Raw genomic sequence first — 24,135 nt, 5'->3', positions numbered from 1 at the left:
GTGCTGAATCGTTCAGGCGCTCGGCGGCCCACCGTAACGCTGGCGAGTCGTTGCCAGCGCCAACCGCGCCTGCTCCATCGCCATCTCCTCGGTCTTGAACAGCAAATGGTCCATCACCGACGTCAGGTGCGCGCGCATCGCGCCACGCGCCGCCGCGGCGTCGCGCGCACGCAAAGCGTCAACGATTGCAGCATGTTCGGCGACGACCGGCCGCACCTTGGCGTTGCGCGCCTTGGCATGGAGAAGCGCGCACTCCGGCGAGGTCGAGCGCAGATGCCACAGGTCCTCGATCGTCCGGACGACCCCGGCATTCCGCGTCGCCTTGGCGATCGCCATGTGGAAATCGCGGTCCGCGTTCTCCGTCACCTCGGCGAGCAAGTTCTCGGTGGTCATCGCCTCGACCAGTCCGTCGAGCAGTTCGATCTCGGCGTCGCTGATCTGTACCGCTGCCAGCGCCGCGGCCTCGCCCTCGAACATGATCCGCGCTTCGGTAAGCTCGAACGCAGTGATCGCGAACCCCGGCTCTTCACCTTGCCCCGGCAATCGACAGACATAGGCCCCGGAGCCAACCCGAACCTCGATAAAACCCTGCACTTCCAGCGCGATGAGCGCTTCCCGCACGGCCGGCCGACTGGCGCCGTACTCGATCGCCAGTTCGCGTTCGGCGGGCAACCGATCACCGATCGCGTAGGTGCCCGCAACCAGCTCCTCGAACAGCCGCCGCGCCAACCGCTGGTACAAGCGATCGTTCGCGGGCGCGTCGTATCTACCGACCACGAACAACGCATTCTGGGAGGCGGGCTGGGAGGCGGGCTTTGCCACTGGACTTACCAATCTAATGTCTGCGTATTGATGCTACTACGCACACGCCGGGAGGGAAACGGGTATCGACGATTAAGTTGCGGTGCCTCTCCCCCGGCAGGTCGCATCATACGGCGGGAACGGGCCCGAGATAGGATGGCGGTACCGGTATGGTGGCGAGTACCAGCTTCTGTAGCACCATGTTGTCGTCGAGCCGCCAGATCTTGATCGTGTGACGCCCCGCAGCGATACTGCCCAGGCCGACCGACATAACTACGCCATTGTCGCGCACCGCGTCCGCCCATCGCGCCTTGCCGGCATTGTCCGTATCGCCGCCGGTAGGCTCCAGCGCGGCACGCACGACCTGGACGGCACCGCCGTCGATCGACACGCCGATGCGCGATCCCTCATGGCCGAACGTGTCCAGTGTCGGGACGAGGTACAGTGTCGCCGTCGCCGGCCCCGCCTTCGCCACGGTGACGTCGTATTCCAGGCAGACGCCGTCCTCTGCCCGCGTTGCCGGTCGCCCCTGCGGCATCGCGATCATCGCGCCCGCGGTACGGCCGAGATGCGGGATCGTCGTCCAGCGCAACCCCTTGCCGTCGCGCGCACGACTGAACGCCGGTGCTTCGACGGCAACGATACCCGCCTGCGTCGCGAGCGTCGGAACGAAGACCGGCTGCTGCCGGCGCTTTGCTTCGGGCGTATCGGCGCCGACCCGGACGATGCTCGGCATGGTCTGTTTGGTGGGGTCGTTCCAGATGACATAGCTCATATGGACCTGCCCCATCATGCCGTCCCACTTGCCGCCGTTGATACTATGGTACCGCTGCGTCAGTTCGCCATCGCGACGGAACGCGGTTTCCACCTGGTCGGCGAAGTAATTGGCGCGCGCGTCGTTCTTGGACGCCAGCCGCCGGTTCCACGCCGTGCCGTAATACATGCGGTACAGGTTCGCGACCGCCGCCACGGGGAACTCGATCAGCTGATAATAGGCGTCCCGCTGATCCGGCCGCAGCGTGGCGCGAACCGTGAGCATCCGTGCCTCCAGCGCGTCCCACTGCGCAACCATCGTACCGAACTCGCCGCCGTCGAGGCCCTTGGGCGTGACTCCGCCCAGCGGGAAACTATCCTGGTCGATCAACTCGGGTTTTCGGCGTGCCACATACTGGCTGTACTGCGTGACGATCTCGCCGATCGCGCGCGCCTGTTCGGGCCCGAACGTCGCCGTCGCCCATACCCGCGGATAGTCGGCAACCGCCGCCGGAGTCATCGCATCCGGGTTCCAGGCCTGCGCCAGGAAGAAGCCGAGCGGATACTCCATCGGCTTGATATCGCCGACGTTGACGATCCAGATCTGCGCCGCACCGCGCCGGTACGCCAGGTCCATCTGCTGCCAGGTCTTTTCGATCTGGTTGGTATTGAGCCATTTGTAGTTGCGCGGCGCGCCGACGTAATCGAAGTGGTAATAGATGCCGTACCCACCTTTGCGCGGCGGTGCGGCGGGATCGGGCAAGCGCCTGATCTGGCCCCAATTATCGTCCGAGAACAGCAACGTGACGTCGTCGGGCACCTTCATGCCGTGATCGTAATAATCCTGCACTTCCTTGTAGAGCGCCCAGACCTGCGGCGTCTCGCCCGCGGGTTTGCCGGTAACGTCGGCGATGATCTTGCGCTGTTCCGCGACCACGCGTTCCAGCAGCCCGGTCGCGGTTCCCTCGGCCATCGCCTCGTCGCCGTCACCGCGCATGCCGACGGTCACCACCGAATCGTAATGCCGGCCGCCGCCCTTGGCCATCATGCGCTCGATGCCGCCACGCCAGAATTTCCGCAAATTGGCGCCGTTCTTGTCGTAATCCCATGCGCCGCCGGTCACGCCCTGGTCCGCGTGCCGGTGCCATTCGGCCTGCGCACGCAGCATCGGCTCGTGGTGAGAATTACCCATCACGACGCCCATCGCGTCGGCCAGAACCATGCTTTTGGGATCGTCGTCGGCGAACGCCTTGCCCCACATTGCGGGCCACAGATAATTGCCCTTCATCCGCAGCAGCAGTTCGAAGACGTGCACGTACATCGCCGCGTTCACACCGCCGAACGCCTTCTTCGCCCAGCCGCTCAGACACGGATCCTCGTCGTTGATGAAGAACCCGCGATAGCGGACCTTGGGCTGGTCGCGCCTCGAGCCGGCCGGGATCAGCACGTCGCGCTGGCGACGGACGGGCACGTCCGCGAACCAGTGCCAAGGCGAAACGCCGATCTTCTCGGATACGTCATAGGTGCCGAACACCGCGCCGCGCCGGTCCGACCCGACGATCACCAGCGCCCGCGCCACGCCCGGCATCGGATCGTCGACGACGATCTGGCGAAACGCCTCCCATTCGCCGCGCAGGTCGGCGGCGGCGATCTTGCCCGCCGCGATCAGGCGATCGATCACGGCACTGTGGCCGAGCACGCCGATGATTACCACCGGCCCCTGCACGATACCGCTCGCGCCATCGATCAGTCGCGCCGCGGCACCGCTGACCCGCTCCAGATCCTTGGCGAAATTGGTCGCGACGTGCCGGACTGCGCTATCGGCGTCGGCATCGATCAGGACCGCGGCAGGAATAGCCTTCGCGATCAGGGGAAACGCAGTCCGGGGGTCGGGCGCCGTGCGCGGGTCGGCACCGAACAGCGGCGCGGGTAGAGTCGCAAGCGCAGCGCCACAGGCGGCACCGCCCATCAGCGTGCGGCGTGATACGGCGTGTGACATCGTCGTCTCTCCTGTGCTTGCAGCTTGCGAGCCACCCTAGGGCAAAGCTGGCTGGCAATGTTCGCCGACCCTGCGCCGAGGGTCGACCGCATCATATGCGACGCCATCGCCCGTCGTTCGAAGTCGAAAAAATATTGAGAAATCGACTTGCCTGATCGTCGCCGGGTACCGCCAAGTCGATCGACGTCGACCGCGACAGCTATCGTCCGCACGGTGGCGGGATCGGCTGCGTGCCTTACCGTGATCGCGGTTCGGCCTGCGTGGGCGGTCACGCCCACGTCTTCGCCCAATGCCGGCAGTGCGATCGCATCACGACCGCACTGCCGAGCCATACTAGAAGGTACCGCGCAGACCGACGAGGAACTGGCGACCCGGCTTGTACTGGGTGAAGGTCGCGTTCTCGAACTGGAAGTACGAGCGCAGCGTCGCGTCGGTGAAGTTCGCGACGTTGATCGTCAGCTGCGGTGCGCCGGCCAGACCGAAGATCTTGTCCAGGTCGAACGAGGACGAGAAATCGTACGTCGTATAGTCCGTGCCGAACAACGCCGCTGCCGGAATGCCGTTCTGCGCCGCGCCGCTGTTCTGCGACCCTTCGCGCGAGGTGGTCGATACCCGCAGCATCACGCCGTGCTTTTCGTAATAGCCGGTGATGTTGTAGGTGAACGGCGCCACGCCGAACGCGGTGGCCGCACCCTTGCTGGTCTGATCGACGACCGTCGCATTGGCGTTGAAGCCGAACCCGGTGATGCCGATATTCTTGGTCAGGAAGTCGAGCGGCTGGACCCACTGGAATTCGAGCCCGTTGATGGTCAGCTTGTCGGGCACGTTGACCTGCGACGTGACCTGAACCTGCGCGGCGCTAGGTCCGCCACGCGAGTTGAGCGCGATCTGCTGCGTCGGGTTCAGCGTGTCGTAGGTGATGCCGTATTGGGCCAGCTCCCCGAACGCCACGGTGCTGATCGCGGTGTTCGTAAAGCCCTTGATCGACTTGCGGAACGCGTTGAAGCTCACCACGCCTTCGCGGCCGGTATAATATTCGAAGCCCAGATCGATGTTCGTCGACATGTACGGCTCGAGCGCTGGGTTGCCGATCGACGCCTGATCCGCCGATGGCGCACCGAAGTTCACGCCCGGCAACTGCGCCGACGGATCTGGACGCGTCATCGTCCGCGACCCGGCGACGCGAACCACCGCATGCTCGCTGACGTCGTATGCGAACGTCGCCGCCGGCAGCCACTTCGAATAGACGTTGCGCGTCGACACGATGCTGACGAGGTTCGGATAGCGGCTGCCATCCGGCAGCGCGACGCCGGTCGCGGTCGTATTGCGGGGATCGGGCAACGAGACGCGACCCGTGATCGTCTGGATCGTGTTGACGTAGCGCATGCCGACGTTGAACCGCAGCATGTTGCCGCCGAGGTTCTGCTCGCCGTTCACCGTGGCGAACGCGGACTTCACCACTTCGCGGATCCCGCCGCCGCTTGCACCCGTGGTCGAAGCACCGCTCTCCGGCGAGGTGTCATGATAGAAATCGTAATTGGTCGCGGCCGCGAACTTCGGCCAATCGACCGTCACGAAACCCGCCGGCCCCGGCGTCAGATAGCTCGGCGCCGCCGCATTGGGAACGAGCGAGCCACCATAGGACGCTGGTCCAGCCATGCCGGCGGTCGATCCGGTACCATAACCCGGATAGGTCGGGTAACCTGCCGGTATCACGCCCGGCGCGTTCAGGCCTTCGCAGGGCGGCTGCGAGTTCGGCGAGGGGACGAACACGCTGGGATTATTGCCGCAGACCGCATTCTGGTACGCCTGACTGTTGTCGGTGCTGCTGATCCGGCGCGACACATCGTCGAACGCGCCGCCGATCTTCAGGTTGAGCGCGGTATTGCCCCAGGTCAGGTCGCCGCGAGCGCCCTTGCTCTTGTTGAGGCGACGCTCGTCCGAGATGTTGACGCGGCTGCCGGCGTTCCAGCCGAAGTTCGCCGGGTCGTTCAGGTCCAGCGCGCTCTGGATCGTCGGGATGCCACTACCGTCGTTGGAATAGGTGACCGTGTTGCCGACGCCCAGCGGGGTCGTCATGCCGACCGACGGGTTCTCGCGGTGGAAGGTCGAGCGCGCGTAATTGCCCTGCAGGTTCAGCTTGAGCGTGTTGGAAATCTCCCACTCGCCACCGGGGTTGACGCTGAACAGCTTCGTCGTCTCGGTATAGGGACGGAATTCGTTGAAGAATTGCGCGTTGGCGAACGTCCCACCGGTGACGACGCAGCCGATCGTGCAATCCGGCTTGTCGAACGTCAGGTTGGTCGGGATGACTGCGCCGTTGCGGACGATCCACGCCATGTTCTCGCGCGTCAGTTCGTTCTTCTTGTAGCCGTACAGGCCATCCACGTAGAAATGCAGCGTGTCGGTCGGCTGCCACTCGGCGCTGACGATCGCGTTGATACGATCGCGCGGACCGCGAATGCTTGTGAAGCGCCCGAGCCGCGGCAGCAACGCATTGTCGATCTGCTGGATCGTCGCGCCGGGATTGTTGGCGAGCAGGAACGCGCTGGTGATCGGCGTACCCGCCACCAGGCCCGCACCGGCGCCGACCGGCACCACAGCCGGGATCGTCCAGTTGCCGCCACCCGTCGTGTTGCAGCCCGACGCAGCACCGCACTGCGCCGCCGTCAGGGCGGGATTGGTATAGCCAATCGTCTCGAACCCGCGCGTGTCGGTGAACAGGCGCTGGGCGGACACACCCGCCAGGATACCGACCTTGTCGCCACGCCAGCTGCCGATTAGCGAACCGCGGGCACCGATCCGGTCTTCCGGTGACTGCTTCGTGCCCTGGACGTTATACGCCAGGAACGAGGTCGAGCGATCGAACGGCCGTGCCGAGCGGAGATCGATATTACCGGCCGCACCACCTTCAAGAAGGTCGGCGGTATAGCTCTTGTTCACGGTCAGCTTGGTGAACAGGTCGGTCGGGAAGAAGCTCAGATCGACCGAACGATCGGTGCCCTGCGCGTCGGTCGCGCCCGACGACGCCACTGCGATCGTCGCGCCGTTGAGCGTGACGTTCGTGAAGTTCGACCCGAGACCGCGTATCGCGACGTTCGTGCCTTCGCCGGTCACGTCGCGCGTGATCGTGATGCCGGGGATGCGGTTGAAGGATTCGGCGATGTTCGTATCGGGGAACTTGCCGATGTCTTCCGCGAAGATGGAATCGGTAAAGCCGGTCGACGCACGCTTGGCGTTCGTCGACTTGGCGAGGCTCGAACGATAGCCGGTGACGACGATGTCGCCGGTATCGGCTGCGTCGATCGTGCCTGGGGTCTGGTCCGAATCCGGCAGGGCTGCGGCCGGCGAAGCGGGATCGGCCGTGGCGGGTGCAGCCGGGGCGGGTGCAGCGCTCTGCGGCGCGGCAGGTGCCGGGTCCTGCGTCGGCGGAATGGTCTGAGCTGCGGCCATGGTCGCGGACAGCGCTACCATCGTCGTCGCGCACAAAAGCGCAGCGCGCGTAAGACGAGGGGCCATTTTGAAAGGCGTCATGTTCAGGATCCTCTTGGAACCTCGCTGTCCGACTGGCGGCAGGAAGCGTCTCGTTGTTATGAATGCTTGAAGAAAGTCAGGTGTCAGGCGCTAGGTACTGCGCGAAGCAGTCCACAATCTCGACCGACCGGCCGATGGGCATGCGACATCAATAGCGTTAAAAGCCATCCCCGTTCCCCGTCACGCCTGTCTGATGCAGGTCAATTGATAGCGCTATCTCGCCGCTATTGGTCAGCGAGTCAACCCTGTTCGGTTAGGCCAATTTGGTCATAACCTTCCGATGAAGCCGTGGTTTTGGTCTTTCGGCTATGATCGCGGAACGTTCTCGGTCGATACAGCCATCGTATCGACGCCCACGGTAGCGCAAACTGCGAGCTCTTTCAGATGCTTAGGCCAGTAGCACCTTGCTGAATTATCACGCCCCAGACTGCCGTACTTTGTGGAGAACCGTATTACGGGCCAGGCCCCCGCATGTCTGTCCACCGGAGATCATAGCCCGCAAAAGGCCAAGTCCTGGCAATCGATACAGAGAGTTCATCGAACCTTCCTCCGCATTTCGCCGAACAGCGGGCAACGAACTCCACCGCAGAACGCGCACGCCTTGGCTATAATCGATTGTCGCGTCGTCGAACCTGGGATGAGTGGTGGCATCCACGTTTGGAAAGGTGAGTAAATGCGTCCCAATCTTCCTAAATATTGTACGGCAGCCCTGATCATCGTCGGCGCGACCGGACTCGGCGGCTGCGCGACGAAGGGTTTCGTTCGCGAGCAGATCGCAACGGTTAATACCCGCATCGACGGCATGGACGGCCGCTTGCGCACCGTCGAAGGCACCTCCGGTCAGGCTCTCGCCCAGGCTCAAGCTGCCGCCGGTCAGGCCCAGCAGAACGGCCAGCGCATCGACCAGATCAACGGTCGCGTCGACGGCATGGAACAGCAGATGCAGCAGCGCCAGCGTAAGCCCCGCGGCTAAGCCCCGCGGTAATACATAGCATTACGCATTTCGATTGGCTGGCCGGACAACTCTGCTGAACAAGACCGCGATCATTCACCGGCCGTGCCGCCGTGCCTTGCGCATGGGCACGGTCGCGGCATTGGCGTTGGGATTGCTCGCGCCGCGGCCAAGTCTGGCCACGCCTACGACTGCGCAGACGCGTGCCAAGTCGACCGTGCCTGCGCGCGCAGCTTCGAAAGCCCCCGCGCGCAAAGGCTCACCGGCACGCAAACGCAAGACACCGGCGGCGGCGGCCGTACGTCCGCCCGTCATCTCGGCCGCGGACGCAGCCGAGATTCTCGAACCCGTGCGATCGGAAGCGGCCAGCCGTATGGTCGCATGGGTCGCGGCCGCGCACGACAATGGTACGCTTCCCTATATCGTCATCGACAAACAGGCCGCGGCGCTTCTTCTCTTCAATGCGAAGGGCGACTTTCTAGGGCAGACACCCGTGCTGCTCGGCGTCGGCATCGGCGACGATTCGACTCCCGGCATCGGCGCCAAGAGCCTGGCGGAGATCGGACCGGCCGAGCGGACCACGCCGGCGGGTCGCTACATCGCCAAGTTCGGCCGTGCGGTGGGGCGCCAACGCGTTCTATGGGTCGACTATACCAACTCGGTCGCGATCCATGCGGTGATCACCACCAACAAGGCCGAGCATCGTGTCCAGCGACTGCTCTCCCCGACACCGGACGACAACCGGATCAGCTTCGGCTGCATCAATGTCGGCACGAGTTTCTACAGCAAGAAGCTGCGCCCGCTGTTCCAGAAAAAGGGCGGCATGGTCTACATCCTGCCCGACACCAAATCGCTCGACGAGGTGTTCCCACGTGTACGCCTGCTGCCGTATCTCCAAACGGTCGCGAGCAGATAGACCGATCCGCCGCTGCCGGTTCCGGAACCGATCGCGGATTTCGCGTGCATACCGACCTGAAGGGGGAAGCTTATGATGATGTTGATGGCCGCGCTGCTAGCCGCAGCGGACCGGCCCGTCGTGGTGAGTTCCGTGACGACCGCGCAACTGCTCGAGCTGTGTCGTGGCAAGGATACGGATCCCACACCGAATTTCTGCACCGGCTATATCATCGCGGCATTCGACACCTTGTCGCTGTCCGGTCAGATCTGCCCGTCACAGACCCGCGCCTCCAACATCGAAGTGGTATCCTCCACGCGCAAATATCTGCGCAAACGTGCCAAGCCGACGGGCACCGGCGCGCCCTCGTTCGTCGTGCGCGATGCCCTGCAACAGGCCTTTCCCTGCAAACGTAAATAGCACCCGCTTTTCGAAGACACGCGCTTTTCGAAGACACGCGCTCTTCTAAGAATAGCCGACGCTGTTCGATATCGTCCGTTGTTCGGCGGACGATCGGCTGTCATAGGGCTCGTCGGGTGTTCGTTCGATGAAGCGGGCAGGTTTTGTGCTGGTCGGGCCGCCAGCGCCGAAAATCTGTGTCCGGAGACCGTCACGATGGGCCACTCGCGCCTCCTGCAGCCAAGCGCTATTCGCCGCTTTCTCGAAAGCCAGTCCTCGGCCGGTCTGGTGCTGATGGGCGCGGCGGTGTTGGCGCTCATAGTGGCGAATTCTCCGCTCGGACCGAACTACGAGACCATTCTTCACGCCTATGTCGGACCGTTGTCGGTCGGGCACTGGATCAACGACGCGCTGATGGCGGTATTTTTCCTGTTCGTTGGCTTGGAGATCAAGCGCGAGATGCTGGATGGCCAGCTTTCGACGTGGTCGCGTCGCATCTTGCCCGGGATCGCCGCCGCTGGCGGCATGATGGTCCCGGCCCTGGTGTATCTCGCGTTCAATCGTGGTCCGACCGCTGCAGGCTGGGCAATTCCCGCGGCCACCGACATTGCGTTCGCACTCGGTGTGATCGCGCTTCTCGGCAACCGCGTTCCGGCATCCTTGAGAGTGTTTCTGGCGGCACTGGCGATCATCGACGACCTTGGCGCCGTGATGATCATCGCCTTGTTCTACACGGCGAAGCTGTCGATACCGGATCTCGCCGGAGCGGCCGTAGCGATCATGGTTCTGATAGGCCTCAACCGCTTCGGCGTACGTCGACTCACGCCGTATCTGCTGGTGGGCGCGATCCTGTGGGTATTGGTGTTCCGTTCGGGTATTCACGCGACGCTCGCGGGGGTCGTTCTCGCCTTCACCATCCCCATGCAGTGTACGCCCGGTCGTCCCGACAACGACTCGGACAGCCCGCTGCATAAGCTGGAGCACGCCCTGCACCTTCCCGTCGGCTTTCTCGTCGTGCCCATCTTCGGTCTCGCCAACGCCGGGGTGCCCGTGCTGACGCTACCTGCCGAGGCACTGGTTGCGCCCGTGACGCTCGGCGTTGCCTTGGGGTTGCTGATCGGGAAAATCACAGGTGTGTTCGGCTTTTCCATGCTCGCCGTTCGTCTCGGCCTGGCCGACATGCCGGCACACGCGGGAAAGCGGCAGTTGCTCGGTGTCGCATTGCTCTGCGGGATCGGCTTTACGATGAGCATCTTCATCACCTTGCTAGCTTTCCCCGGTAGCCAGCTTTTGCAGGCGGAAGCCAAGCTGGGCGTCCTCGCCGGCTCCTTCGTGTCCGGACTTCTCGGCTACGCACTGCTGCGCAGCGTGAAATCCGGCCGGACGGAACCTGATCCCGGCCTCTGAGCGACTACCCGGCGCGCTAAACCTGCCCGTCATTGTTCCGACACTCGATACGGAGATAGAATCTTGAGGGCTGGCACACTGCCTGCGCCGATCCGCGCATTGCCTTGGTCGATGCTCGTGACGGTGATGGCGATCACCACATTTGGTCTGGTGACGCTCTACTCGGCTGCCGGGGGGCATCTTGCGCCCTGGGCGACGAACCAGGCGGTGCGTTTCGCGGTGCTGTTCGCAGGGATGCTCGTGCTCTCGCGCGTTTCCGTCGCGACGTGGAAGCGCCATGCCTACACCTTCTACGCCGTCACGCTCGCGTTGCTCCTGCTCGTCGAGTTGTTCGGGCATATCGGCATGGGCGCGCAACGCTGGATCGATCTGGGCATCATCCGGCTGCAGCCCTCCGAGTTCATGAAGCTCGCGGTCGTGCTCAGCGTGGCCCGCTTCTACGACACGGTACCGCCCGGTTTCATCAGCCGCCCCGGCGTATTGATCATCCCGGTTGCGCTTGTCGCGGTTCCGGCCGGGCTGGTGATGCTGCAACCCGATCTCGGTACGGCGATGATGATCACCATCGCGGGGACGACGATGATCTTCCTCGCGGGTACGAAAATGCGGTGGTTTATCGGCGCCGGCGCGATCGTAGGCGCCCTGCTGCCGGTCGCATGGGGGTTGCTCCACGACTATCAGAAGAACCGCATCTTGATCTTCATGGATCCGGAGAGCGATCCGCTCGGCACAGGCTACCATTTGTCGCAGTCCAAGATTGCGATCGGATCCGGAGGCGTTTTCGGCAAGGGGTTCCTCCAGGGCACGCAAAGCCACCTCGAATATCTGCCCGAAACGCACACTGACTTCATCTTCTCGACGATGATGGAGGAATGGGGGATGATGGGCGGCCTGTTCGTCCTTTTGGCCTATGGCTACCTTATCAGGTGGGCCTTGAACCTGGGGTTCGACGGCAAGTCGATGTTTGCGCGTCTGGTCGCCGCCGGTCTTGCGATGACGCTGTTTCTGTACGTCAGCATCAACATCGCGATGGTCATGGGTCTGGCACCGGTCGTCGGTATCCCGCTGCCGCTGCTATCCTATGGCGGGTCGGCGATGATGACCGTCCTGATCCTGCTCGGGATCCTCATGTCGATCCACCGGGAGCGGTTCCAGACACGCCAACTCGGGGGGCTATGATCCCGCCGAATGTCACCGCCTTGAGAGTCGATCCCCGACCGACTGACAGAGCTTCACAGCGGCGTCCCGGCGATGCAAGAGACGGCATGCACGCCGACGATGCAGACACGGTGCACTATCGCCTGCGCCGCCAGAGCCGAACCCCGGCGTGGCTGGCCTTGTCCTGGCGGGCGCTGGTCGCGCTGGCGCTGATCGGCATCGCGCTCGCGGTCCACTGGTTCGACCGCGATGGCCTGCGACAGAACTCGGGCGCGCCCGTGACGTTCGCCGACATCCTGTATTTCACGATGATTACCGTGACGACGGTCGGCTATGGCGACATCGTGCCTGTGACTCAGCAGGCGCGGATGTTCGATACCTTCGTCGTGACGCCGATCCGGCTCTTCGTATGGCTCATCTTTCTGGGAACCGCGTATGATTTTCTGCTCAAGGGCGTGTGGGAGAAATGGCGTATGTCGGTGATCCAGCGGCACCTCGAAGGCCATGTCGTGGTCGCCGGTTTCGGCACGAGCGGGTCCGAGGCCGTAAGCGAGCTCATCCGTCGCGGTGCCGATCCGGGCACGATCGTGGTCGTCGACGAGCGCGCCGCGGCGTTACGCACGGCGGAGAGTTGCGGCACGACGGTGATGGAGGGGAACGCCACGCGCAACGCAGCGCTGGAGGCGGCCCGTCTTTCCAAGGCCCGCGCGCTCATCGTCTCCGCCGGTCGCGACGATACCTCGATCCTGATCGTGCTGACGGCGCGGCGGATCGCGCCCGATCTACCGATCAGCGTGGTGATCCGATCGGAGGACAATGAAGCGATCGCGCATCAGGCCGGCGCCAACGTGGTCATCAACCCGGCCAGCTTCGCCGGTCTCCTGCTCGCCGGCTCCACGCACGGCGCGCATACCGCCGAATACATGGCCGATCTTGCCGCATCCGGCGGGCGCGTCGTCCTGCGCGAACGCGAAGTCTCCGCGGACGAAGTAGGCAAGCCGCTTGCCGACATCGCCACCGGGCTCGGTCACCGCATCTATCGTGGGCATCAGGACTTTTGCTTCTGGGAACCCGAGGCCGCCCGGCTGGAAGCGGGCGACATCATCGTCGAGGTCGTTCCCCGCACTGACGCCAGGAACTGACGCTCTCCACCGACACCCGCCGCTAGGGACAGGGCCGTCCTCGAGAGGCGATGACGTCACAGCGCTAGTACAAGCATACCCGCGTCGAACCGTGTAGCCGAACGACACCCGCGCCCCTTCACGATACGAAAGGGCACACAGCTAACCATCACAATTATATCCGTTATGCTGGATATATGGATAACGATTCGGCAATCGTCGCGCTGGGCGCGCTCGCGCAAGGCACGCGTCTCGACGTGTTCCGGCTACTCGTTCGCCACGAACCGGACGGACTGGCGGCAGGCGAAATCGCCCGCCAGCTCGACGTACCCCAGAACACGATGTCCGCGCACCTCGGGATCCTGTCTCGTGCCGGCATCGTCCGCTTCGAACGGCATAGTCGCTCGATCATCTACCGCGCCGATTTGAGCGGCCTGCGCGCGCTGACGCTGTTCCTGGTCAAGGATTGCTGCGCCGGCTCTCCCGAACTGTGCACGCCGCTGCTCGCCGAACTCACCCCCTGCTGCTGAAAGGACGCGCAATGACCACCGAGAGCATGGCCGTCGATATCGTGATCTATCACAACCCCGAATGCGGCACGTCGCGCAACACGCTGGCGATGATCCGCAACGCCGGCATCGAGCCGCACGTCGTCGAATATCTGAAGACGCCGCCCTCTCGCGCGCTGCTGGTCGAACTGATCGACCGCGCCGGGATCACGCCCCGCAACCTTCTTCGCGAGAAGGGAACGCCCTTCGCAGAACTCGACCTCGGCGACGTTTTGCTCTCCGACGACGCACTGGTCGACGCGATGATGGCGCATCCGGTCCTCATCAACCGGCCGCTCGTCGTCTCGCCGCTCGGCGTGAAGCTGTGCCGGCCATCCGAAGCCGTGCTCGATCTGCTGCCCGACCCGCAACAGGGCGCGTTTGCCAAGGAAGACGGCGAAAAGGTCGTGGACGCCTCGGGCCAGCGCATCGCCTGATGCTGCTCGCGCTTGCCATCTTCATCGTCACGATCGCGCTGGTCATCTGGCAGCCCAAGGGCCTCGGCATTGGGTGGAGCGCGCTGGGCGGCGCGGCTATCGCGCTGCTCGTCGGGGTCGTCTCGCTCTCCGACGTGCCGGTGGTGTGGGGCATCGTCTGGAATACGACTGCGACCTTCGTTGCGATCATCATCGTCAGCCTGTTGCTCGATGAAGCCGGGTTCTTCGAATGGGCGGCGCTTCATGTAGCGCGCTGGGGCAACGGGCATGGCCGTCGGCTGTTCGTGCTGATCGTCCTGCTCGGCGCGGCGGTGTCGGCGCTGTTCGCCAACGATGGCGCGGCGCTGATCCTGACGCCGATCGTCATCGCGATGCTGCGTGCGCTGGGATACAAGGACAAGGCGACGCTGGCGTTCGTCATGGCGGCGGGGTTTATTGCAGATACCGCCAGCCTGCCCCTGATCGTCTCCAACCTCGTCAACATCGTGTCGGCCGACTTCTTCGCGATCGGTTTCGCCGAGTATGCGTCGGTGATGGTGCCGGTCGATCTGGCGTCGATCGCCACGACGCTGGTCGTGCTCCTGCTGTTCTTCCGCCGCGACATACCGACCAGTTATGACGTGGCGCAGCTCCGTGCGCCTGCGGAAGCGATCCGCGACCCTGCCACGTTCAAGGCGGGCTGGGTCGTCCTCGCCCTGCTGCTCGCCGGTTTCTTTCTGCTCGAACCCATCGGCGTACCGGTCAGCGCCGTCGCCGCCGGCGGCGCAGTCCTCCTGCTGGTCATCGCCGCGCGCGGCCATGTCATCCAGACTCGCAAGGTGCTGGCCGGCGCGCCGTGGCAAGTCGTGATCTTCTCGCTCGGTATGTACCTGGTCGTCTACGGCCTGCGAAATGCCGGCCTTACCGATTACCTTGCCGCCCTGCTCGATCGCACTGCGCAAGGCGGTGTATGGGGCGCGGCGTTCGGCACCGGCATCATCGCCGCGCTGCTGTCGTCGGTGATGAACAACATGCCGACCGTCCTGGTCGGCGCGCTGTCGATCGATGCGACGCATGCGACGGGCGCGGTCAGGGAAGCGATGATCTACGCCAACGTGATCGGTTGCGACCTCGGGCCGAAGATCACGCCGATCGGCTCGCTCGCCACGCTGCTGTGGCTGCACGTCCTCGGCCAAAAGGGCATCCGCATCGGCTGGGGCTATTACTTCAAGGTCGGTGCGACGCTGACGATTCCCGTTCTGCTGGTAACGCTCGCGGCACTCGCGATCAGGATCGGCATGGCGTGACGGCACTCGTATATCTGGCGGCTGCGCTCGCGGAAATTGCAGGCTGCTTTGCCTTTTGGGCTTGGTTGCGGCTGGACAGATCGCCTTTGTGGCTAGTTCCGGGCCTCGTTTCGCTGATGCTGTTCGCCTGGCTGCTGACGCGTGTCGACAGCGACGCAGCGGGGCGGGCCTATGCTGCCTATGGCGGCGTCTACATCTGCGCATCGCTGATCTGGCTCTGGGCCGTCGAAGGGGTGAGGCCGGATCGCTGGGACGCTGGCGGGGCGGCACTCTGCCTGATCGGCACCTGTATCATTCTACTTGGCCCAAGGACTGCCTGATGCCGCTCCGCACGCTCTCCGATCCCCATCATCTCCCAGCGCTCGATCGACGCTATGCGCTCGAGCGGCCCGCCCTCGGGCTTGGCCCCGGTGATCCACCCCCGCGCATCCTGCTGCTCTACGGCTCCTTGCGCGAACGATCCTATTCGCGCCTTTGCATCGAGGAAGCCGCTCGCCTGCTGCAATTCTTCGGCTGCGAGACGCGCATTTTCGACCCCGCCACGCTGCCGCTCCCCGATCAGGTGACGGCGGACGACCACCCCGCCGTCCACGAGTTGCGCGAACTGTCGATGTGGTCTGAGGGGCATGTATGGTGCAGCCCCGAGCGGCATGGCCAGATTACCGGCATCATGAAGCTGCAAGTCGATCACCTGCCGCTGTCGATGGGCGGAATGCGCCCGACGCAGGGGCGCACGCTCGCCGTCATGCAGGTGTCCGCCGGATCGCAGTCGTTCAACAGCGTCAACACGTTGCGCGTGCTTGGCCGCTGGATGCGGATGGTCACGATCCCCAATCAGTCGAGTGTCGCCAAGGCGTTCGACGAATTCGACGACGCCGGTCGGATGAAACCCTCCAGCTACTACGACCGGATCGTCGATGTGATGGAGGAACTGGTCCGCTTCACGGTCCTGCTGCGACCGCACACCGCGCAGCTCGTCGATCGCTACTCCGAGCGCAAGGAAGCGAAGACCCCGATCAACCCGGTCGACCTGTAGGTTGCAGGCGTCCCGAACCGGCGGGGCTTGGACGGGCGAACGCTAAGCTTCGCCGAATATCTCTCTCTGGGACTTGTCCAGTTCCTCGGCATAGCGCCGTCGGACATAGGATTCCGACAAGATCCCGAGCACCTTGCCGTCTGCGCCGACGACGGCCATTTCGTCTGCACCCGCGGCATCGAAAATAGCCATCACCGCCTTTATGTCGGCGTCGGGCAACAGCACCTGCTCCCGGTGGATCGCGAGCGTGCCGACGGCGTCAGTCGACGTAACCCCCTCGGCGAAGGCGCTGGCGGTCTGGACTATGCCGGCATAGCGATCCTGATCGTCGACCACGACGACCCGGCTGGTCGACCCGAGCGGAAACAGGCGGCGAAACTCGGCAACGGTAATCCGCCCGGGCGTTGCCCGTTCGACCTTCCGCATCATCCGTCCGGCCGTCAGCGTCCGAACCCAACCGACATCGCGCGCGCTCTTGATCGTTTCGCCACGAAGGTGAAGCCGCCATGTCGAGAACGAATACCCGAACGTCTCGCGGACGATGGTCGAGGACACCAGCGCGGCGGCGATCGTCGCGCCGGCAAGCGAGAAGTCGTGCGTCGCCTCGAGAACCAGCATGGCCATCGTCATCGGCCCGCCGACGACCGCGACGGCCAACGCCGCCATCCCTACCAATGCCGCATTCTCCGGATCGATCACCGATTGTCCCGCGATCCAACCCAATCCACCCGCGTAGAGCTGGCCCAGCAGACTGCCCAGGAACAACGACGCGAAGAACAGGCCGCCCCGGAACCCGAAGCCGAGCGACACCACCGACGCGGCACTCTTCATGATGAAGATGGCGGCAAGGACCGTGAGCGGCACGCCATATTCCAGGTCGAGGTGAAGCGCGCCGTGCCCCGCCGACAGAACCTGCGGCGTCAGCCAGGCCATCGGGATCAGCAGAGCGCCCCCGACGACCGGTCGCCACGACGTGCGGAGCGGCAGGCGGCGTGTCAGTGCCTCGACCTCGGCGACAGCGCGCATCAGCAGGATTCCGGTCCCCGCGGCGATCGCGCCCAACCCGGCATAGATCAGGTAATGGTGCGTCTGCACCTGCTCGGCGACGGTGACATTGACCAGATACGGCTGCGCCCCGAACAGCTGGGCGACGAGCACGCCCGACAGCGATGCCGCGGCGACGGGCGCGATCGCGGCTGGTGTGTACGCACCGATGACGATCTCGAACGCATAGAATGCGCCTGCCAGCGGCGCACCGAACGCGCCCGCGATGGCGGCGCCCGTGCCTGCGCCGACCAGGACCCGCAGGTCGGCGCGCCGAAGCCTGAACCACCCGCCCGCGATCGAGGCGACGACCCCGCCGAGCTGCGCATAGGCCGCTTCCAGTCCGACCGACGCGCCAAACCCATTCGAGATGATCGTCTGTCCGGAGATGACGAGGCTGTCGCTCCACGACATGCGACCGCCGTGCAGCGCATTGGCTTCGACGGCATCGACCATATGCCGTGCCCGCGCCTTCGTGATCCAGGAGAAGAGCGCGAGTACGAGCCCGCCGATCGGCAAGGCGATCAGCGCCAGCAACGGGATCGCCGGTGTCGCGCTCAGCCGCTGGCCGCTCGGCAGGGCGAACAACAGGTGTTGCATCGTCCGCGCAACCACGCCCTGCACGACGCTCAGCAAACCCGCAGCACCACCGATCGCGACGGCCAGCAGGATCAGGACCGCTTCGCTCGCGCGCAGGCGCTGGCGCACCCATGACGTGGCCGACCGTATGGCCCCGACGCCCCCGCTCACGCTCACGCGCCCTTGATCCGACACACGGCGCGCCGCTTCATTCGGGATCGCGCCGGAGCGCGACGGTGGGCAATGGCGCAAAGACGGGAGAGCGAGGTACGCGCATGGCGCCGGTTAAACCCAAGTCCCCCTCCCGGCTATACCGATCTCCGCGGTAGCACGTTGCGACTGCTATCATCACTGCGCCGAGCCGAGCGTGCCGCGGGGCGAAGCCGATGCGATCCTGTTCCGCTTCGGGAACGATCCGTTACAAGACATGAAAAGGGAAGCCTCGTTGCCATTCGAATTTCTGTCTCGTCGTATCCGGGCCGTTGCCGGTCTGTCCTTCCTTGTGGCCTGCGTTCCTGCGGCCTGCGTTCCTGCGGGACGACAGCCCGTACCGCCCGCGCGGGTGCCGATCACCGTGCAGACGACCACACCCGCCCGAACGCCGCCAAGGCCGGTGCCGGTGCGGGTGCGCGCCCAGCCATCGGCCGACCTGCTCAACGCCGTTCAGGCGCTGGGCGCCAGCTTCAAGGGCGACGCCGGCATCAGCGTCCGCGATATCGACGAGGGTTGGGTCGTTGCCTGGGAGGGCGATAGTCCCCGCCCGCAACAGAGCGTGAGCAAGTTCTGGGTCGCCATCGCGGTCATGGATGCGGTCGATCGGGGCCGGTTGTCGCTCAGCGATCCGGTAACGGTCACGCGATCCGATCTCACATTGTTTCACCAACCCATTCGGGCGCTCGTCGGGAAAGACGGGTACAGGACGACGATCGGCGAGTTGCTGCGCGGGGCGATGACGCGCAGCGACAACACCTGCAACGACGTGCTGCTCTGGCGCGTCGGTGGCCCCGCCGCCATCAACCGCATGCTCAGCGAAAAGGGTGTCGCGGGCGTCAAGTTCGGCCCCGGAGAACGGCAGTTGCAGGCTCGTACCGCCGGGTTGGAATGGCGGCCGGAATGGGCGGGTGGCTGGGGATTCCTTCAGGCCCGTGCAGCCATGACCTACGAAGCGCGCGACAAGGCACTGCGCCGTTATCTCGCCGATCCGATCGACGGTGCCTCCGCCAATGGTGTGACGCTCGGGCTGTCCCTTCTCGCCCAGGGCAAGCTCCTGAGCGCGCGCTCCACCGCGTCGCTGCTGACGTTGATGCGGTCCAGCAAGACCGGCCCGCTTCGCCTCAAGTCCGGTCTTCGGCCCGGTTGGACGCTCGCGCACAAGACGGGAACCGGCCAGGACCTCGGCACTCTGTCGACCGGCTATAATGACGTAGGGTTGCTCGTCGCCCCTGACGGGCATCGCTATGCGGTCTCCGTGATGATCGCGAGCACCCGTCAACCGATCCCGGTACGCATGCGACTGATGGGCGACGTCACCCGTGCCGTCATAGCCGCGGCTGGCCGGTAATCGGAGGCGCCGTCGGCCTGCTTCTCCTGAACCAACCGATGCTTAGCGATCAGCAACCCGCGCCGTCGTGACGTCCCAGGTCGCCAGCGTCTTGCCCGTCGCGGGATTGTCGATCGCCACATGGTCCATCGTGATGGCGACGATGCAGATCGGGCGTTGCTCGGCCCCGGCCGGCTGGCGGCACGAAACCGGACCCTGCCCCGGTATGTCGGCGATCCGGCCGTCGATCCGCAGCTGAAACCCGCGTTCGGCACGAACCTCGTCGGGTACCATGCGGACGACCGTTTCATACGGCTTCCCATTACGCTGGCCCTGTCGCGCACCATCGCCGTCGAAGAACTGGGCGATCGCCAGCGTCTGCCCCGGCAGCGTCACGGGATCCGCTCCAGCTGGCGCCGGACTGTCCTGCGCCGCAGGACACGACTCGCTGGCCGTCCAAGGTCGTGGGATCCAGAACCCCTCGGCGATATCGCCAGCGACATCCCCGGCGACATTCCCGCCGATCGCCTGGTCCGGAGCATCCAGGATATCGGCTCTGGTCCAGGCTACGGGGGAGACATGCACGCGGAGGACCTTCGCCTCTTCGTCATAGCGCCACCGCATGGCGGCATCGCTTCCAGCCTCCGCCGGCCCCTGACACCCGAACGGCAGCCGCAATTCGAAGCGCTGTCCTGCGGCATCGCCTATCGTCTTGGGCAAGGCTTGCCCCGCCGCGACCGCATCTGCAGCCTGTGCGGCCAACGCGATCAGATCGGCACGGGTCATTACCGCGTTTCCTGGCGCGGAGGGGGCGGCTGGTGTCCGCGTATCGGCAGGCGCGGCCGCTACCGGTCTTGCGGCAACGGGCTCCACACTGCGCGGGGACGTCCCCCGCCCGATCAAAAACCCGGTTCCACCGACCGCTAAAGCCGCTGCAATACCGCCAGCCAGGGCAAGACGACTTTTCCGCAAGGTTGGCTCGTTCATTCCGCACCGATAGCAAAACCAGTCAAATTCGCATACCCGGTGGCTATGACTACGCTCCCTACCGAGATGGCCATGTTGCTCGGCTGTTGCATCGTCCCCCGCCTGGTCCCGTGCATCGTCCCCGGCATCGTACCTGCCCTGCAGACGCAAGCATGACGATCGATCAAGTCCTGACGCTCGTCGTTCTGGTCGTGGTCGTCGCGGCGCTGATCTGGGACAAGGTTCGCTCGGACGTCGTAGCGCTGAGCGGGGCCGCCGTGCTCCTGATCACCGGGGTCGTCCGTCCGATCGAGGTGCAGGGCGCCTTTGCGAGTCCCGCGATCATCGCGCTCGCCTCGTTGTTCGTCATTGCCTACGCGCTCGAACTGTCGGGCCTGCTCGATCGGGCGATCGAAGCCGCGGTAAAGATGTGCAAGCGACTGGGATCGATCGGCATATGGCTGATGCTGGGCGCGATCGGTGTGGTGTCCTGCTTTCTCAACAGCACGCCCATCGTGGTTCTCGGCGCACCGGTCGTGCGCGACGTCGCCGCCGCGTTGAAGCTGCCACCCAAACGCTACCTGATGCCGCTCTCGTATATCACGGTCCTGACCGGCTGCTGCACCTTGATCGGCACGTCCACCAACCTGCTGGTCGATGACATGGCGCGCGTCGCGGGACAGCCGCGCTTCGGCATGTTCGAAATCACGCCTGTCGGACTGCCGATGGCACTCGCCGGCGCGATCTACCTTTTCCTGTTCAGCGGCAGACTGATGCGCGGGAGCATCTCCGATCCGGCCCCCGTCACGGCTGCACGCGAGATCGAGATCGAGGTACCGGGCGCGCAGATCGGGGACTCGTCGCTGTTCGAAAAGCACCGTCCGTTCCAACCCGTAAAGGCGGCCATCGCCTTCGCCGTGTTCGTCGCTGCGATCGCCGTCGCGGCAGCGGGGATCGCGCCGATCGCCGCGTCTGCCTTTGCAGGGGCCGTACTGCTGATCCTGTTGCGCGTCATCACGGCGGACGAGGCCTATGGTGGCCTGCGCCCGCAGATCCTGATCCTCATCGCCGGCATGGTCGTGATCGGCATGGCGATGGAACAAAGCGGTCTCGCGGCCGAGGCGACTGGCGCTCTCGTCGGATCGATGCAGGAGTTTGGCCCGCTGACCGCGCTGATCGTGCTCTACGGCATCACCATGGTGCTGACCGAATTGCTGTCGAATGCCACGGTCGCCGTACTGGTCACACCGATCGCGGTAGCCCTGGCGGAAAGCCTGGGCGTAAGCCCAAGGCCGTTCCTGGTCGCGGTCATGATGGCAGGCAGTGCAGCCTTCGCAACGCCGTTCGGCTATCAGACGAACGTGATCGTCTACCAGATGGGCGGCTACCGCTACATGGACTTCGTAAAGGTCGGCCTGCCGCTCAATCTCATCACCTATGCCGTCGCAATCCTGGCGATCCAGACCTTCTTCCCGTTTTGATCGAAGCGGATCGTGGCGTGGTGAAGGACCGGCTACATCCTTGACGCCGACGACGCTCCGATCGGCCCGCCGAACACACCAACCGCCGAGCTTTCACGAACGCCAAGTCGGCTTCGATCACCAAAGCCCGCCAACCGCGATAACGCCATAAAGCGCCAACGCCCCCGCGCTCGGGCAACGCCTGCTCTGGCTTGATGTAGCGATCTTATTAGTGACAGCAGCGGGACAGGTAACGTAAACGACCGTTCGTTAAGGTGCGACAATACCGAAGTGAGGGTTTAATTCATTATAGGGCATACCCGAGACAGCCTTACACATTCGACGAAAAGGACGAGACTCACGGTATAGAATGTTCATATCGAGCTTAGCCGTAAACGCTTTTTGGTCCTGCGTTTCTCGGTAACGGCGACCGATAAGATCACGGATGCGCTCCTTAGCACCCCTAATATTATTAGGCTGTGCAGGTATCGCAGCGGGATCAAAATGTCCCAAGGAGACGGGGCAGTGCAGAAACATTGTCTCATATTCCCTCGTCAGAAATACCGACGCAACCGGGATCATTCGTCCTGCGAGCCAAGCATCAACCCGACCTTGAAATTGCACGCCCTCATTGACGGGGCAACCGTCGTCTAGGTCTAAAGCAACTAATATTACATCGGGCTCTCTTGAAGCCGCTAAATCTAGACACCTTTCAAGCTTGCCGATTTTTTTTAATATAGGCCATTCACCGGCACGAATTGGATCGGAGGATACGATAGTCTTACCAAGTTTGCCGCCAATTTTCCCGATCAGAACCGGCATCGCTTGTACATCGCCGTACCCTTCAACGACGACAGCAATACGGATCATGCCAAGATACCTTCGGCGACAAGAAGCTCGCCAGCCGTAAACAATCTTTCTCTTACAAGTTTTAGCTGACGACTAGATATCGAATTAAACTTGGTAACCCCATCTTCAAATTTAGTGCCAATTATGTTTCTGGCATCAAACATGTCGAGTAAATTTGGACTATGGGTTGTAAAAAAACACTGACGCCCTTTTTTTCCATCATCTAAATAGTCTCTTGCGGCATCTACTAGTATAGGCAAAAGACCGGGATGGATCATTTGCTCGGGCTCTTCTAAGGTTATACGCCTTGGAGCCTTTGGTTGATAGAATGCAGTGAGCATCCCGAGCATTCTCAATGTTCCATCAGATATTTGCGACATATTTAGGTCGTGAGCATATCCATCAGCCGTTTCCTTCACCCTGAAAACTGGAACAAAAAATCCACCAGCGGATTCTATCCTAATCTCGGAAACGATAGGTATCACCTGTTGTATTGCAGAAGTAAGAGACTCTCGATTACTTCTAAACGTTGTCACCCTCATCTGCCTAATAATAGACGCAAGATTTGTTCCGTCATCAGCCAATACATCTGAGTTCGATATGGTTTGCGGCTCTCTAATTTTATTTGGATATATTGAGTAAGCGCCGCAAGACGCTATCTGCTCATGCAACTGTCGGAAAAAGAAGGAGTATGGCGAAAATCCCCCTGGACCAAACTGCGACAAGATGATTTCCGACGGTGGCATGACTGCGCCAGGAACATCTTTGAAGGGATCATTTGATACCGATAATTCAACCGGCCCCTTAGCCAACCTTTTAAAACTACTTAACTGGGGCTCCTCGTCAGGCGCTCTGGCAAACGGGTGCTTGCCAAACCAACTCCCCTCCTCTTCCAAGACGGAAAACTCTCCACCAGCAGAAGCTATTGTGATCTTATACTCCCCAGTTCCAGTTCCTGTAACAAACTCCATCTTTATAACGATATTGTAAGGACGGGTTTTACTCCAGCGACGGATACTTATAATACCATGTCGCTTAGTTACCGCATGGTCTAAACCGTCATTTGCAGCATCGCGGAGAAAGTTTATAGCATCCAAAAGATTGCTTTTGCCCGCACCGTTGGGGCCGACAATCACATTCTCAATACCAAATAAAAGACTTGTATGAGCAATACTTTTGTAATTGCTGATTTCAATTCGGGCGAGCATGTTCCGACTCCGAGTAACCCCGATCGTTCATCGTAGGTAGATGATTGTCGTATTTGTCTAGTACCCGCTTATTGACCGTTCGCAAACGAGGCGCTCAACTCGGATGTTGGGCAACATGCTACTCGCAGATCAAAACCGCAGAGAACAACGTAGTTTTTTTAGA

Annotated in this window: 21 protein-coding genes; 13 read left to right on the top strand and 8 right to left on the bottom strand. The window is 63.1% G+C overall.

Annotated elements, in window-relative coordinates; genetic code table 11:
* Positions 1-12 precede the first annotated feature (12 nt).
* The 4 genes from U1708_RS12070 to U1708_RS12055 all read right to left on the bottom strand — a co-directional run bounded on the left by U1708_RS12070 (position 13) and on the right by U1708_RS12055 (position 7,087).
* Positions 13-783: a FadR/GntR family transcriptional regulator gene (locus tag U1708_RS12070; RefSeq protein ID WP_332746224.1), complete on the bottom strand. Its 771-nt coding sequence runs from the start codon at positions 781-783 to the stop codon at positions 13-15.
* Positions 784-928: 145 nt separating this feature from the next.
* Positions 929-3,553, bottom strand: a complete 2,625-nt coding sequence (locus U1708_RS12065) for a glycosyl hydrolase 115 family protein (protein ID WP_332746006.1) — start codon at positions 3,551-3,553, stop codon at positions 929-931.
* The gene (locus U1708_RS12060) at positions 3,523-3,885 is read right to left on the bottom strand and encodes a hypothetical protein (protein WP_332746004.1); all 363 of its coding nucleotides are present in this window, start codon (positions 3,883-3,885) and stop codon (positions 3,523-3,525) included. The genes U1708_RS12065 and U1708_RS12060 overlap by 31 nt, the downstream gene beginning before the upstream one ends.
* Before the next feature lies 1 nt (position 3,886).
* The gene (locus tag U1708_RS12055; RefSeq protein WP_332746002.1) at positions 3,887-7,087 is read right to left on the bottom strand and encodes a TonB-dependent receptor; all 3,201 of its coding nucleotides are present in this window, start codon (positions 7,085-7,087) and stop codon (positions 3,887-3,889) included.
* A gap of 673 nt (positions 7,088-7,760) precedes the next feature.
* Between U1708_RS12055 and U1708_RS12050 the strand changes: the two genes are divergently transcribed.
* The 11 genes from U1708_RS12050 to arsH all read left to right on the top strand — a co-directional run bounded on the left by U1708_RS12050 (position 7,761) and on the right by arsH (position 16,326).
* Positions 7,761-8,060, top strand: coding sequence for a hypothetical protein (locus U1708_RS12050; protein WP_307088970.1), 300 nt, complete (start codon positions 7,761-7,763; stop codon positions 8,058-8,060).
* Positions 8,061-8,094: 34 nt separating this feature from the next.
* Entirely contained in the window at positions 8,095-8,955 is an 861-nt protein-coding gene (locus U1708_RS12045; protein ID WP_332745999.1) for a hypothetical protein, read from the top strand.
* A 72-nt stretch (positions 8,956-9,027) separates the two neighbouring features.
* Positions 9,028-9,354 (top strand): Rap1a/Tai family immunity protein, encoded by a 327-nt coding sequence (locus U1708_RS12040; RefSeq protein ID WP_307088968.1) that lies wholly within the window; start codon positions 9,028-9,030, stop codon positions 9,352-9,354.
* Positions 9,355-9,549: 195 nt separating this feature from the next.
* On the top strand, positions 9,550-10,740 hold the full coding sequence (nhaA, locus tag U1708_RS12035) for a Na+/H+ antiporter NhaA (protein WP_332745995.1): 1,191 nt from the start codon (positions 9,550-9,552) through the stop codon (positions 10,738-10,740).
* A 111-nt stretch (positions 10,741-10,851) separates the two neighbouring features.
* Positions 10,852-11,919 (top strand): rod shape-determining protein RodA, encoded by a 1,068-nt coding sequence (gene rodA / locus U1708_RS12030; protein ID WP_332746223.1) that lies wholly within the window; start codon positions 10,852-10,854, stop codon positions 11,917-11,919.
* An 86-nt stretch (positions 11,920-12,005) separates the two neighbouring features.
* Entirely contained in the window at positions 12,006-13,040 is a 1,035-nt protein-coding gene (locus tag U1708_RS12025; protein WP_332745993.1) for a potassium channel family protein, read from the top strand.
* Between the two features lie 176 nt (positions 13,041-13,216).
* Positions 13,217-13,549, top strand: coding sequence for an ArsR/SmtB family transcription factor (locus U1708_RS12020; RefSeq protein WP_332745991.1), 333 nt, complete (start codon positions 13,217-13,219; stop codon positions 13,547-13,549).
* Between the two features lie 26 nt (positions 13,550-13,575).
* Positions 13,576-14,004, top strand: coding sequence for an arsenate reductase (glutaredoxin) (arsC, locus tag U1708_RS12015; RefSeq protein WP_332746222.1), 429 nt, complete (start codon positions 13,576-13,578; stop codon positions 14,002-14,004).
* Complete coding sequence (locus U1708_RS12010) at positions 14,004-15,290, top strand: arsenic transporter (RefSeq protein ID WP_332745989.1); 1,287 nt, start codon at positions 14,004-14,006, stop codon at positions 15,288-15,290. Before arsC ends, U1708_RS12010 begins: the two co-directional genes overlap by 1 nt.
* Positions 15,287-15,610 (top strand): YnfA family protein, encoded by a 324-nt coding sequence (locus U1708_RS12005; RefSeq protein ID WP_332745987.1) that lies wholly within the window; start codon positions 15,287-15,289, stop codon positions 15,608-15,610. The genes U1708_RS12010 and U1708_RS12005 overlap by 4 nt, the downstream gene beginning before the upstream one ends.
* Positions 15,610-16,326: an arsenical resistance protein ArsH gene (gene arsH, locus U1708_RS12000; RefSeq protein ID WP_332745985.1), complete on the top strand. Its 717-nt coding sequence runs from the start codon at positions 15,610-15,612 to the stop codon at positions 16,324-16,326. Before U1708_RS12005 ends, arsH begins: the two co-directional genes overlap by 1 nt.
* Before the next feature lie 42 nt (positions 16,327-16,368).
* Here the strand turns inward: arsH and U1708_RS11995 are convergent, their stop codons facing one another.
* Positions 16,369-18,126, bottom strand: coding sequence for a chloride channel protein (locus U1708_RS11995; protein WP_332745983.1), 1,758 nt, complete (start codon positions 18,124-18,126; stop codon positions 16,369-16,371).
* Positions 18,127-18,394: 268 nt separating this feature from the next.
* On the opposite strand from U1708_RS11995, the gene U1708_RS11990 reads away from it, so the two are divergent.
* Entirely contained in the window at positions 18,395-19,510 is a 1,116-nt protein-coding gene (locus U1708_RS11990; protein WP_332745981.1) for a serine hydrolase, read from the top strand.
* A 42-nt stretch (positions 19,511-19,552) separates the two neighbouring features.
* Here U1708_RS11990 and U1708_RS11985 read toward each other — a convergent pair whose 3' ends face one another.
* Positions 19,553-20,275: a hypothetical protein gene (locus U1708_RS11985; RefSeq protein ID WP_332745978.1), complete on the bottom strand. Its 723-nt coding sequence runs from the start codon at positions 20,273-20,275 to the stop codon at positions 19,553-19,555.
* Positions 20,276-20,628: 353 nt separating this feature from the next.
* Between U1708_RS11985 and U1708_RS11980 the strand changes: the two genes are divergently transcribed.
* The gene (locus U1708_RS11980) at positions 20,629-21,936 is read left to right on the top strand and encodes an SLC13 family permease (RefSeq protein WP_332745976.1); all 1,308 of its coding nucleotides are present in this window, start codon (positions 20,629-20,631) and stop codon (positions 21,934-21,936) included.
* Between the two features lie 249 nt (positions 21,937-22,185).
* Here U1708_RS11980 and U1708_RS11975 read toward each other — a convergent pair whose 3' ends face one another.
* Positions 22,186-22,785, bottom strand: coding sequence for a hypothetical protein (locus U1708_RS11975; protein WP_332745974.1), 600 nt, complete (start codon positions 22,783-22,785; stop codon positions 22,186-22,188).
* On the bottom strand, positions 22,782-23,972 hold the full coding sequence (locus U1708_RS11970) for an AAA family ATPase (RefSeq protein ID WP_332745972.1): 1,191 nt from the start codon (positions 23,970-23,972) through the stop codon (positions 22,782-22,784). Before U1708_RS11970 ends, U1708_RS11975 begins: the two co-directional genes overlap by 4 nt.
* Between the last annotated feature and the right edge of the window lie 163 nt (positions 23,973-24,135).

The sequence above is a fragment of the Sphingomonas arabinosi genome (assembly GCF_036663715.1).
Classification (GTDB): Bacteria; Pseudomonadota; Alphaproteobacteria; order Sphingomonadales; family Sphingomonadaceae; genus Sphingomonas.
Note: the sequence above shows the minus strand (reverse complement) of the source record. Positions and strands in the feature narration are given on the sequence as shown.